Raw genomic sequence first — 12,193 nt, 5'->3', positions numbered from 1 at the left:
TCTCAAGGTTGCATTTTACGATTGTTGCTCAAGATTATGCTTGCGCTTGTTTAGGAGAAACAGGATATGAAGCGTTTAGTTGTTTGGAATGTGATGACGTTGGACGGGTACTTTGAAGGCACTACGCCCTGGGCGCTGGACCATCACGGAACCGTGTGGGGCGACGAGTTAGAAGCTTTCTCTCTTCAGCAGGGCGATGAAATCGGCACCTTGTTGTTTGGACGTCGCACCTATGAGGGGATGGCCAGTCATTGGCGGAATGAAACCGGGGCGGTTGCGGACATGATGAACTCACTTGAGAAAGCTGTCATCACGCGCACACTTGAGACCGCCGATTGGTCAAACACTCGCCTTTTAAAAGGCGAGGCCGTCGAACACGTTAGCAAGCTGAAGAAGGAGACAGGGAAGAGAGATATCTTCGTTTTCGGAAGCGCAGACCTTGTGGCTACTCTGCTCGCAAGGGGCTTGGTAGACGAATACCGGATATGTCTTGCACCCATCGTACTTGGAGCAGGCTCACCTCTCTTCAAAGCTGACGCCATCCAGAAGAATTTCGAGCTCATGCGGGCGGACGCCCTTAAATCGGGCGGGGTGATCCTTCGCTACAAGTGCCAGCAGAAAGGTAGGGAAGTATAACAAATGGCAAAGTTTCTACTTTCTTTAGGGCGCATTAAGCCTTCAAGGAAATCCGTAGAATACTTGTATTCCAGCTGTCATATGGATTGATCGGTACAGTTCTAATAGCCGTCTATCTTATACCGGTGTAATCACCAATATTTATAATATTATGATAAGGCATCAACCTTTTCGGTTACCACTTGATTCGAATAGAAAGCGATACGACCATTAATTACTTTGGCAAAGTCAAATGCGGCTTTGTAGGTCCATGCAATAGTTGAAGTAGCTGGAGCGGACAATGGGGTGTCTTTCCCTCAATAGGGATAAGATTGGGGGTCAACCCATGATTAACATGCGGATCATCGTTGTCAAAGCAACATTGATAATTTCTTTTTCACTACTATAGCTTCAAATATCTCATCGTTTGACTTATTGGCCATCCCATAGCAGATATGCAATGCAAGAAATGTGTCCCCTCAGGTGGCAAAAGCGCGCATAAGGAGCTTACTCGCACAGGGCAAACAACTGAGGTCGCCTCTTATCAGGTCAGTTATTGAAAGCAGACATATCCCAGGAACCTCATATAATCCTAGATACATATTGATGTAAGTCCTGATATTTATGACCATGGATCTATCGAGTAAGCTCGATTGTGTCCATTTGGGAAACTCTGTTCCTCTGATTAAGAGGATTATCAAATTAACACTGTGCACTATGGTAGATCACTAGTTTTGAACATTAACCAAATGCTTTAGGAGCTTGAAATGAAAACAAAACTTATCTTACCAATGATTCTATCCAATATGCTAAGTGGCATAGCGGCTGGCATTATGATCTATGTGTCTGGGGGCAACCCGATTTGGATAGGAGCACTTTTAGCAACTTTGCCTTTACCATTTTTCTTGATGGTAATAACAAATGTGTTCAGTATTTCAAGAACGTCAGAAAGATTACCGGTTATTCAGGTGATTAACTTTGCAGGTATTGCATTAGTTGCCTATACACTTTATTTCAATCAGGCTCCACTGTCTTTGCTTCAATATGTTTCTGTTGCAATTACTGCTCTGGGCTTTGTGTCTCTTCATTGGTATATATGGTCATTTTCCTACTACAATCGTGGAAAGAGCAAAGCTATATCAAAAGGTCAGAAACTGCCTGAAATGCATTTTAATCGATTGGATGGAGCTGATGTCTCTTCATCATCTTTTGGTGGGACCAAAACGCTATTGGTTTTCTTTCGAGCAAACTGGTGCCCATTCTGTATGAACCAGTTAAAAGAGGTAAAGAAGTATGCTGAAAAGTTGAAGCAATATGATGTGAGTGTGAAGTTTATTTCAAATCAGGGCTTCGATAATTCACAAAATCTTGCGCGGAAACTTGACTTGCCTAATCACTTTGAAATTCTTCAAGATGAAGATCTGAAGGGAGCAAAAATTTTAGGTATTGAAGACATTGATGGTTCCCCTGTGGGAATGCCTGGGTATCCTAAAGATACGGTTATGGCGACAGTGATAGCTTTAGATGAAGAGGGTAAGGTGCTATTTGGCGATGAGACAGATAATTATCGGAGACGCCCAAACCCTACAACATTCCTGCATGTTTTTGAAAGCTCAAAGCCGCAGACTTTAAAAGCTACCCCAACTCTTAAAAGTACTGCATAACAAAGCTTCTATTGATGTTTTTATAAAGGATTTCTATTGGTCCATGGAGAGCGAAGGATCAGTTTCTAGCTAGCGACATTGTTGGAGATTCGGAAATATTAACTGGATCAAGTAAAGATAGTGAGAGTGCCTTCAAATCAGCGGATATCGATTATATGAAGCAGGAATATTCTATCGAGCTAAGCAACAGGCATATCTTGTATCAATTGGTACATAGAAGACTATCACCTACTCATTTACCCCTTTCTATAATAGAGAGGGGTTTTTCTTTGTTAAGATTAGAATGCCTTATAATCAACATATATTGGATAGTAATATGGAGTTTAATTTTCCAAATCGTGACGGCGTAGAATTAAAGGGTAAATTAGAGAATTCCGCCGGGAATCCAAAGGCCTATGCAATTTTTGCTCATTGTTTCACATGCTCAAAAGATATCATTGCTGCGAGCGCTATTAGCAAATCATTAACTAGTAAAGGAATATCAGTATTAAGATTTGATTTTACTGGGTTAGGCAACAGTGATGGGGATTTTTCCAATACTAATTTTTCATCTAATGTTGAGGACTTGCTTAGTGCTTACAATGAAATTGAAAATCGCTTTGAAGCACCAAAATTGCTAATTGGCCATAGTTTTGGTGGTGCTGCCGTATTAAAAGCTGCTGGTATGTTAAAGACAGCCAAAGCTGTTGTTACTATAGCCGCTCCAAGTGATGTTAAACATATCCAGCATATGTTTAAAGATGAGCTCGATAACATCAATAAAACAGGACAGGCAAGAGTGGTGCTTGCTGGCCGAGAGTTTACACTAAAAAAGCAGTTTATCGATGACATCAATGAAGCAGACATCTTGGTAAACCTTAAGGAATTAAGGAAAGCTTTACTTGTTATGCATTCACCACTAGATAGTACTGTCTCTATTGATCATGCTGCAAAAATATTTGGCGCTGCGCACCATCCGAAAAGTTTTATTTCCTTAGATAAAGCCGATCACTTGCTTATGAAGAAATCAGATGCTGAATATGTCGGCAATGTTATTGGAGCCTGGGCTCAAAGATATGTTAGTTAATACGACATATAATAGAGAATAATGTTGGAGCTGAGAATCCAATAAAAATGGGGACTCGTCTGCTAAGGATTAAGTTGTAGTGCTGAGCTTTACAGACTTCCTGAAACCTTTGGATCAAACAACAGAGCCAGCACCAGATAGTATTTGGATTATTACATTTAGTATCCGGAAGCTTAATTAAGCTCATTTTTCAAAAAATTGATGAAAACCCTTGTTTTTGCAGGCATAGCTCTCCCGCTAGGAATCAGTGCGCTAACAGGTGGGCCAGGCACCACTTTCTCCGGAAATAACTCAACAACTTCTCCACTCTGAATAGAAGAGTCGAGTGCTTTATCGTATACCTGGGCTATACCCATACCAGAAACAACTGCGTCTATTAAAGTTCGTCCATCTCTAAATATTGCCAGCGGGGAAGGGGAAAACTCAATAATTGAACCATCATTTTCTCGAAATGACCAGGCTCTCACTTTTCCAGTAGGTGCTCGAAATACAAGGGCGTCATGTTCTCTCAGCTCTTCTAAAGTCTTAGGTTTACCTTTTTGTGATAGATATTTTGGCGAAGCACACAGGATACGTTTGGATTCGCACAATGTTTTTGCGATAAAAGAACTATCTTCTAGTTTACCGATTCTCACAACGACGTCCCATTCACCTCTGATAGCATCTTCTAGGTTGTCTGAAAGAGAAACCTCGACAGTAACCTTGGGATGTAACTGCGTGAAGTTTTTTAAAGCACTTACAATATTTCGACCAATTCCTATCGGTAAATTGATACGTAAGCGCCCAGCGGGTTCATCCTTTCTAGCATTCAGCAGTAACCTAGCGTCATTGATTGTTTCAATCGCATGTTTAGCGGCATCAAGAAATATCTTACCTTCTTCTGTCAACCTGATACTGCGTGTTGTTCTGTTGAATAACTTAAGGCCCAATTCCTCCTCAAGCTTCTTAACGGCCTTACCCGTGCCTGATTTGGTTGAGTTCAATGATGCTGCAGCTTTTGTAAAGCTCCCATGCTCGGCTACAGCGATAAATACGACTATCTCGTTCAAATGAGCTTGCTGAAACATTGATTGTGTCCTTCGTGGATACAATGAGTTTCAAAATAGCATGTTTATAGCACATTTCAAAGTAACTAATCTTCTCGATAGTGGCTTGGCGTAGATACTTACTTGAAGGCTAATTCAAGAGTCATGTTCGTAACCTTTTGGTTACATCGGAGTTTACCCATCGCCCCAGGCTGAAAATTTAAACGATTAGAGGAATAGATTATGTCTCTTCAAGAGAAACTAGATGCTTTTAAAGAGGTGTTTAAGAAGCAGGCCCCAGCAGGTGCGCTCGAAGCCTTTGCTCGGTCCTCCAAGGAATTGGCTGATAGTGGTCAGGTTGAGCAGTCAATCAAAGTAGGAGAGAAAGTCCCACATTTTGCATTGCAAGACTCTGAAGGCAAAGAAGTTGTCTTGGATGAACTCCTCGCTAAAGGCCCCGTCATTCTAACTTTTTATCGCGGGGTATGGTGCCCTTACTGCAATATTGAGCTGCGGGCACTGGAAGAGGTTGCCGACGAAATCAGAGCTCGTGGTGCAACCCTGGTAGCTATTTCCATGCAAGGCCCCGCTGAAAGTCGTAAATCCCAGCGAGATAACAAATTGAGCTTCCCAATTCTTACTGACCAGGGAGGAGAGCTCGCTGCCAAGTTTGGTATCCGCTGGACATTGCAACCCTATGTAATTGAGTTCCACAGGATGTTCAAAGTCGAACTCCCAATCATCCACCGTGATGGAGAATGGAATTTACCTATGCCCGCAAGATATGTCATAGGTACTGATGGAATTATCACCTATGCGGAAGTCAATCCTGACTATACACGTCGTCCTGAGCCGAATGACCTATTTCCAGTGCTTGATAAGTTGAGTCAGTCTACGGCTGCATAGTGGGACAACATCTGTACCTCTTTAACACAAAACAAGTGCCAAAGAGGTACAGAGCAATTTGAGATAATTGCTTCGATGGTTCAAAACTTTGTGGATATTCAATGCAATTTTATATCGAGCAATGTAAAGGTAAAGCTCATGGTCAATTTTACAAGATACACAATTGAAACAGCTCCAGATGCCTCTAAAAAAACCCTAGAAGCCGCTAAGAAAAAAATGGGGTTTGTGCCCAACCTAATGGCCACCATGGCTGAATCACCCGTAATGGTAGAGAGCTATCTAACGCTTATGGAGCTATTTGATAAATCTCGTTTGAGTGAAACAGAGCGGGAGATAATCTTGATGACAAATAGTCGCCTGAATGGGTGCACCTACTGTATGGCTGCACATACGGCAGTTTCCAAAATGGCTGGTGTTGATAAGGAGGTAGTCAAGGCACTACGCAACGGCACGCCAATTGGTGATCCTAAGCTCGAGGCGTTACGGACTTTCTGCATCCTTATCAATGAGAAACGTGGATGGGCAACAGAAGAAGAGGTTGATAGGTTTCTCGCAGCTGGTTATACCAAGGAGACTGTTTTAGAAGTGATTGTTGGCACCAGCCTTAAAGTGCTCTCAAATTATTCCACTCACAATCTTAATGTCAGTCTTGATGATGCGTTTTTGCCTATGGCCTGGAGTAAGGATATGGATTCAGCTAGCTAAGATACAGCTTAAGACGCATCATCTTCACAATCCTTACCAGAATCAGACTTAATGAAGAGGGCGAACCAACAAAAGTAAAGCATCTATAAAATGGGACGCCCTTGGCGTATCAGGTCGATTGCTTGTGACGGTAAACCACTCCGATACGCCATTTTTTTAAAACCTTGATATGCCAGATATAGTTATATCCCGCTCCCTCCCATAAAAAAAGCAATAATCAGGGAGATGAGGCCAAGCGAGGTAAACTGTACGGCAGCTTTCCTGAATTTTGGTACAGCAAAAGCAACTACCAATCCGCTGATCAAACTAAACACCAGGCTTGCCCCCAACATAATTGCCGACAACCAAAACACAGGTCCGGCATGCCCCTTGTGAATCGGTAAAAACTGATGCCAGAGGTCATGCTCCTTGATGTGGAGGGTAGCCCCATTTTGGTCTTTGTTGGGCTCTAGATAAACTTCCCGTTTGTAGCCATACCAACCGATATATTCATCTTCAAGATAAAAATCCGAGGGCAGGGCGATTTGTTTGGGCTCGATAAGTGGGGAAACAACACCCAGGGTTTCTGTCTCGCTTTTGGGTAATCCTTCAGGCAATGAGAGAGTATATTCATATTCTTCTTCAGCACCGCCTTTTATATCGAAAAGATAAAATACACCAGTGGCAATATCCCGACCCACGCCCCGACAAATAAGTTGAAATGTTGAGGAAATATCAACAGGAACTCTTTGCTATCTCAGATGTGAAAGGCAACTTTTTACCCTACTAAGGCGGCTTCCCAACTATTGGCAATTCTAGTTAAGAAAAATTATTTTGATATGATATAACATTATATTATTTCAACGAAAGTGAATCATAATTTTTTTCATAAGAGTTTTATTAACCTCTTTCCTTGGCATCCCCCGTGAACCACATCACGATTTTTTTGCGGAAAATTACACATCACTTAAATTTTTTATGAAAAGTTTAAATTTGTCGCTGTAGGTCACGTCACTTTCAGAGTCTTCGATGAGGACAATATTTGCTAAGTCGTTATAGATTCGCACCAAAAATGAAACAGTGGTGCCAACTTCGCCCTGGCTAACTAAATAATCCTAAATTGAGCAGTTTTTGGGTTTACCTTTTAGCGAATTTATTTAGCTAAGACAGGGCGGTTCAGAAGTATTCAAATATCAAAATATTTTTTGATACTTGGATAAAAATAACTTCGGAGAAACCACAATAATGAAATCATCATTGAAAATTCTTTTGCAAAAGACAGCTCTGGCAAGTGCAATTTCGTTACTTTGTACAGCGCCTTTCGCTGCCCATGCGGAAGAGGCGGACAACACACTGCTGACTGATCGCATCATTGTGAAGTACAAGGAAAGCGCTAAGGTCGGACGGGCTACGATCATGGCAAAGGAAACGGTAGAAAAAGCCTCCCGTCGTGCCGGCCATAAAATGCAGCACCTACGTCGTATGGCTACTGGCGCCCAGGTAATGCGCCTGGAAGGTCGGAAAAATAGAGCTGAAGTAAACGCAATTATCGAGCGATTGAACCAGGACCCGGATGTTGAATACGCAGAACCGGATCTGATCATGCGAGCGATGGCTGTACCCAATGACCCAAGCTATCTCAATCAGTGGCACTACTATGAAACCACCGGCGGTTTAAATCTTCCATTAGCCTGGGATGTCACCCAGGGCAATGGGGCAGTGGTTGCAGTGCTCGATACTGGTTATCGTCCCCACGCCGACCTGGCAGACAATATTCTGCCGGGCTACGATATGATTTCCGATACCTTCGTCTCAGTGGATGGCGATGGCCGCGATAGTGATGCTACCGATCCAGGTGATTGGTATAGTTCTGGAACTTGCGGCGATAGCTCTTCAAGCAACAGCAGCTGGCACGGCACCCATGTCGCTGGCACTATCGCTGGGGTTACCAACAATAATATAGGCATTGCCGGTGTCGCCTACGAGGCCAAGATAGTCCCAATACGCGTACTCGGCCGTTGCGGGGGCTATACCTCAGATATTGCCGATGGCATGATCTGGGGCGCCGGCGGTTCTGTCAGTGGCCTGCCGAACAACGCCAATCCTGCCCAGGTGCTTAATCTGAGTCTTGGCGGCGGCGGCAGCTGCGGCACTACCACGCAGAATGCCATCAATACCGCTCGCAGCCTCGGCGCTACCGTTGTTGTAGCCGCCGGTAATAGCAATACTAATGCAAGCCAATTTACCCCTGCGAACTGTAATGGGGTGATCTCAGTCGCTGCGACTAATCGCAGTGGCGGCCGTGCTTACTACTCTAACTACGGCAATGTGGTAGACGTTGCAGCGCCAGGAGGAGCACAGAGCTTCGCCAACGATTCCGATGGCATTCTTTCCACCTATAACAACGGCACCACTGACCCCGGCAGTGACAGTTACTATTACATCCAGGGCACCAGCATGGCTGCGCCCCACGTTGCAGGCGCTGCGGCATTGCTTTATTCCGTAGACTCCAGTCTTACACCAGACGAAGTCGAATCAATTCTCACGAGCACCGCGAGGAGTTTCCCTGCTTCGTGCAACAGCTGTGGTACCGGTATAGTCGATGCAGCTGCGGCCGTAGCCATGGCCAACGGTGGTGATGGTGGCGGTGGTGGCGGTAACGATGGCGGAGAACTCGAAAACGGTGTCACTGAGACCGGTATCGAGGGTAGCAGTGGTGAGGAAATTTACTTCACCCTGGATGTCCCCGAAAATGCCACAGACCTCTCCTTTAAAATGTCTGGTGGAAGCGGCGATGCTGACCTCTATGTTCGCTTTGGCAGCGCACCGACTACCAGCACTTATGACTGCCGCCCCTACACATCAGGTAACAACGAAACCTGTGACATCGCTAACGTACAGGGCGGAACTTATCACGTCATGGTGCGTGGCTATAGCTCTTTCTCCGGCGTGAGCCTCGAAGGTAGCTACACCGGAGGTAACGGCGGTGGCGGTAGCGATAACTGGGAACAGACTGGCCTTACTGGTTCCAGCAACAGCTGGCAGCACTTCACCATTGATGTTAATAGCGGAGCCTCAACGTTGAGCGCCGTTATGGAAGGTGGCTCTGGCGATGCTGACCTCTACGTGCGCTACGGCCAAGAGCCTTCCCGCACGGCATATGACTGCCGTCCCTACGAATGGGGCAATGATGAAAGCTGCAATATCAGCAATCCAGATGCAGGCACCTGGTATATCAGCATTCGCGCCTACTCAGACTACTCCGGCGTTACTCTTAGCGCTAGTGCTCAGTAATTAGGCTGACACCCGCCCTACAGTTAGTTTTCTGTAGGGTGGGTCCATACCAGTCCGGCCCAGGTAACTGTGATCAAATAACATAAAAGGCGACCAATATAGCCCAATACCAGTAAGCTAAGCTGACTGGTATTTTGTTAGGGTATAGCGCATCGACTATTTCTTTACAGCACTTGGAAATTACACTCTCGTCTTTTTGGCAGGACGAAGGCCGGGCCATACTGAGGTTATCGTTTCCGAGCGTATCGCGACATATTGCTCCAACCTAATCACCTAGCGTGCCGTAGTCACTACAGCTGGACACAGAGGGTAGCCTTTACATGCTGTATCTAGCGTCGCATTTTACTCACATCATCATGACAGAAATTTAATGAGAACAACCTCCCTCACTCTAACTTCAAAGCTTCCTCGAGAACACCATATAATTTAATAGAGCATCTCATAATCAAGTAGAAAAATAGGAGCAATAGTTTGTACATAGCAATCCTAAATGAAGATTACCGAAATCAAGTGGCAGCACTTGCTGACGATTGCCCGAAGAGTAAAAGCCTCATCAAAAGTCCCTAGTAAAATCTCAATGACAAAGTCGACACCTACAAAAATCAGATACTATCTAGTTAGTCTATTCAGAGGCGTAAGCCAAGTCATCCTTCAAAAAAACGCATTAAGTGGTGTTTTATTCTTATCCGGAGTAGCAGTTAATTCGGTTACCATGGCTCTTGGAGCAGCACTTGGTGTTATCACAGCGACCGTTTGTGCAGGAATTTTGCATTACCCTGTGAAACAAATTGAAGAGGGATTATTTGGGTACAATGGAGCCTTGATCGGTATAGTCATATTCTTATTATATGCTCCATCCCCAATTACTATTTTATTAATTATTGGTGGAAGCGCTCTAACAGTATTGATCATACACTTTATGATGCTTCACATTTTCCTTCCGCCTTATACTGCACCATACATTCTGGTGATATGGGCTATATGGATATTTGCCCCAACACAGGACCTAGCGCCAGCCGTAACACCCATGAATGAAAAAATTTCAACATGGGGGATATTTGAAGGTATAGGTCAGATTATATTTCAAAACAATGCCATTACCGGTATTTGCTTTTTAGTTGGACTTTTCATTTCGAATAAGTCTCATGCGCTTTGGAGCATAATTGGTGGACTGCTTGCCACATTCCTGGCCATGTTCCTAGCTTTACCACCAACACTAATCCTAGCTGGAATCTTTGGCTACAACGCATCTCTGAGTGCTATTGCACTATCAAGTGGAAGTAAGCAGTGGCTAGCCCCTCTTGCAGGTAGTGTATTAACCGTTCCAATTGCGATGGCCCTTATGGGTGCTGATATTATTATTTTAAGCGCTCCATTTGTTATTTCCAGCTGGATTATATTGTTATTAAAGAGGGAGCTCGCAATAGGTCGTTAATTCAGCAAATCAGAACAAGCGCTATCACCACGAAAACTATTGGCATGATAGGGCACCAACCTCTTCAACAATCACTTACTCCGAATAGACGATAGGTCCACTGATCAGCTCGGTAAAATCGAAAGTAACTCCAAAGGAATTCTTCACTCATCCGAATAATGGTTCGACGATCGGAAGAATTTAGGGTACCTGCAACTGCTGCATGTGCCGTGTGTTGCTTAAGCATTCAGCTTCAATACTCTGACCGTCTTTAAGACCTTGTCCTTAGCCGCGAATGGCAGCCCCTTTATCGGAATGAATAACTGGCTAGGGAAGGGGAGAGATAAACTGTGTCAGCGCAACTGCACGATTTAAAGCGGTTCCCCTTGGCACCACTTCGTTGGTTAATCCAATGCGGCAAGCTTCTTCCATATTAATAATTCTACCAGTGATGATCAATTCCAGGAATTGGTAGACGGTCATTGGAACCGGCAGCATCCTGACGCACAACGACAGTGACATCACCATCTTCCGTTAACCCACTTTCAGCTTACTCTGGGCCGGGCGAAGAGCCACTAGGCCAAACAATACGTATCTTATCGTTCAACTCCGCCCCCTATTAAAATAATTTCAATTAATATAAGAGAGCTAGCAATTCTTAAAATTTTCAAAATCCTTCTAAATTTTTGCGAGACGGAAAATTAAACTGTAATTCTCTGTATATTTAATTGGTGTCAGAGTCGAATACGCTCAGCGGGCATATACCCAACAATAGTAAAAGGGCTTCGGATAATTGGTGCCAGAGTCGATTAAATAACGAAAAATTATGGTTTTTCTTTGCTTTTCTCTCTGTTTAAATCACCCCAGTTACCACTGCGACGTTAACTGAGCTACTGACTCATCGCCGTGGTAAAGGGTTAACCACCAACATCAAAAGCCAAACAAGAGGGAATCCCCATGTCTATCTACCTGAACTTCAATAACAAAGCCACTAAAGGCAACGTCACCGCCAAAGGTTACGAAGACTGGATCGAAGTTGACAGCTTCAATTTTGGTGTTGGCCGCGGTATCACCATGGAAGCCGGTGCTACCTCCAACCGTGAAGCCTCTCGCCCAAGCCTGAGCGAAGTTACTCTCACCAAGCGCATCGACGCAGCTTCCGGCGGCTTGTTCAAGTCTTCTGTCACTGGTGACGAAGGTGTGCCCGTAGAGATTCATGTTGTACAGACCGGCGCCAACTCTGTAGAAAAATACGCGGTTTACAAGCTGACTGACGTAATCATCTCCTCTTACAGCATTGGTGCTTCTGCCGGTGGCGCTCCTCAGGAGTCCATCTCTCTGAGCTTCGCCAAAATCGAAGCCGAACTCGACCACGCTGATAAGACTAACAAGAACCCCAAGAACATGAAGGTTGGATACGACCTCACCACAGCGACTCCGCTGTAATTGGTTCGACTCTTTTCGGGTTGAACGGTGGCCTGCAGAGTACCTGCGGGCTACCGCCCTCCAGTTCTTTAGCTGAGTG

At 44.5% G+C, this 12,193-nt stretch carries 10 protein-coding genes; 8 read left to right on the top strand and 2 right to left on the bottom strand.

Annotated features, from left to right (window positions below):
- Window positions 1-66 precede the first annotated feature (66 nt).
- From ABWV76_RS12955 to ABWV76_RS12945, 3 genes are all read left to right on the top strand, one after another.
- On the top strand, window positions 67-636 hold the full coding sequence (locus ABWV76_RS12955) for a dihydrofolate reductase family protein (RefSeq protein ID WP_353376159.1): 570 nt from the start codon (window positions 67-69) through the stop codon (window positions 634-636).
- Between the two features lie 746 nt (window positions 637-1,382).
- Window positions 1,383-2,279, top strand: coding sequence for a peroxiredoxin family protein (locus ABWV76_RS12950; protein ID WP_353376158.1), 897 nt, complete (start codon window positions 1,383-1,385; stop codon window positions 2,277-2,279).
- A 316-nt stretch (window positions 2,280-2,595) separates the two neighbouring features.
- Complete coding sequence (locus ABWV76_RS12945; protein WP_040628594.1) at window positions 2,596-3,345, top strand: alpha/beta hydrolase family protein; 750 nt, start codon at window positions 2,596-2,598, stop codon at window positions 3,343-3,345.
- A gap of 173 nt (window positions 3,346-3,518) precedes the next feature.
- On the opposite strand, the gene ABWV76_RS12940 is transcribed toward ABWV76_RS12945, so the two are convergent.
- Window positions 3,519-4,412, bottom strand: coding sequence for a LysR family transcriptional regulator (locus ABWV76_RS12940; protein ID WP_353376157.1), 894 nt, complete (start codon window positions 4,410-4,412; stop codon window positions 3,519-3,521).
- 201 nt (window positions 4,413-4,613) lie between these two features.
- Between ABWV76_RS12940 and ABWV76_RS12935 the strand changes: the two genes are divergently transcribed.
- Complete coding sequence (locus tag ABWV76_RS12935; protein ID WP_282953519.1) at window positions 4,614-5,276, top strand: peroxiredoxin-like family protein; 663 nt, start codon at window positions 4,614-4,616, stop codon at window positions 5,274-5,276.
- A gap of 138 nt (window positions 5,277-5,414) precedes the next feature.
- On the top strand, window positions 5,415-5,981 hold the full coding sequence (locus tag ABWV76_RS12930) for a carboxymuconolactone decarboxylase family protein (protein ID WP_353376156.1): 567 nt from the start codon (window positions 5,415-5,417) through the stop codon (window positions 5,979-5,981).
- Between the two features lie 182 nt (window positions 5,982-6,163).
- Here the strand turns inward: ABWV76_RS12930 and ABWV76_RS12925 are convergent, their stop codons facing one another.
- Entirely contained in the window at window positions 6,164-6,661 is a 498-nt protein-coding gene (locus ABWV76_RS12925) for a hypothetical protein (protein WP_353376155.1), read from the bottom strand.
- Window positions 6,662-7,205: 544 nt separating this feature from the next.
- Between ABWV76_RS12925 and ABWV76_RS12920 the strand changes: the two genes are divergently transcribed.
- The 3 genes from ABWV76_RS12920 to ABWV76_RS12910 all read left to right on the top strand — a co-directional run bounded on the left by ABWV76_RS12920 (window position 7,206) and on the right by ABWV76_RS12910 (window position 12,114).
- Window positions 7,206-9,254: a S8 family peptidase gene (locus tag ABWV76_RS12920; RefSeq protein WP_353376154.1), complete on the top strand. Its 2,049-nt coding sequence runs from the start codon at window positions 7,206-7,208 to the stop codon at window positions 9,252-9,254.
- 490 nt (window positions 9,255-9,744) lie between these two features.
- Window positions 9,745-10,689, top strand: a complete 945-nt coding sequence (locus ABWV76_RS12915) for an urea transporter (RefSeq protein ID WP_353376153.1) — start codon at window positions 9,745-9,747, stop codon at window positions 10,687-10,689.
- A gap of 936 nt (window positions 10,690-11,625) precedes the next feature.
- On the top strand, window positions 11,626-12,114 hold the full coding sequence (locus ABWV76_RS12910) for an Hcp family type VI secretion system effector (RefSeq protein WP_282953525.1): 489 nt from the start codon (window positions 11,626-11,628) through the stop codon (window positions 12,112-12,114).
- The last annotated feature ends 79 nt before the right edge of the window (window positions 12,115-12,193 follow it).

It is taken from the genome of Microbulbifer sp. NBRC 101763, from assembly GCF_040371615.1.
In the GTDB taxonomy this organism is placed as follows: Bacteria; Pseudomonadota; Gammaproteobacteria; order Pseudomonadales; family Cellvibrionaceae; genus Microbulbifer; species Microbulbifer variabilis.
This window is presented reverse-complemented; position numbering and strand designations above follow the sequence as displayed.

What these genes read in the sequence shown, in the direction of transcription:
- ABWV76_RS12935 (WP_282953519.1), top strand. Translation starts at nt 4,614, where the DNA reads ATGTCTCTTCAAGAGAAACTAGATGCTTTTAAAGAGGTGTTTAAGAAG.
- ABWV76_RS12945 (WP_040628594.1), top strand. Translation starts at nt 2,596, where the DNA reads ATGGAGTTTAATTTTCCAAATCGTGACGGCGTAGAATTAAAGGGTAAA.
- ABWV76_RS12920 (WP_353376154.1), top strand. Translation starts at nt 7,206, where the DNA reads ATGAAATCATCATTGAAAATTCTTTTGCAAAAGACAGCTCTGGCAAGT.
- ABWV76_RS12940 (WP_353376157.1), bottom strand. Translation starts at nt 4,412, where the DNA reads ATGTTTCAGCAAGCTCATTTGAACGAGATAGTCGTATTTATCGCTGTA.
- ABWV76_RS12950 (WP_353376158.1), top strand. Translation starts at nt 1,383, where the DNA reads ATGAAAACAAAACTTATCTTACCAATGATTCTATCCAATATGCTAAGT.
- ABWV76_RS12910 (WP_282953525.1), top strand. Translation starts at nt 11,626, where the DNA reads ATGTCTATCTACCTGAACTTCAATAACAAAGCCACTAAAGGCAACGTC.
- ABWV76_RS12955 (WP_353376159.1), top strand. Translation starts at nt 67, where the DNA reads ATGAAGCGTTTAGTTGTTTGGAATGTGATGACGTTGGACGGGTACTTT.
- ABWV76_RS12915 (WP_353376153.1), top strand. Translation starts at nt 9,745, where the DNA reads ATGAAGATTACCGAAATCAAGTGGCAGCACTTGCTGACGATTGCCCGA.
- ABWV76_RS12930 (WP_353376156.1), top strand. Translation starts at nt 5,415, where the DNA reads ATGGTCAATTTTACAAGATACACAATTGAAACAGCTCCAGATGCCTCT.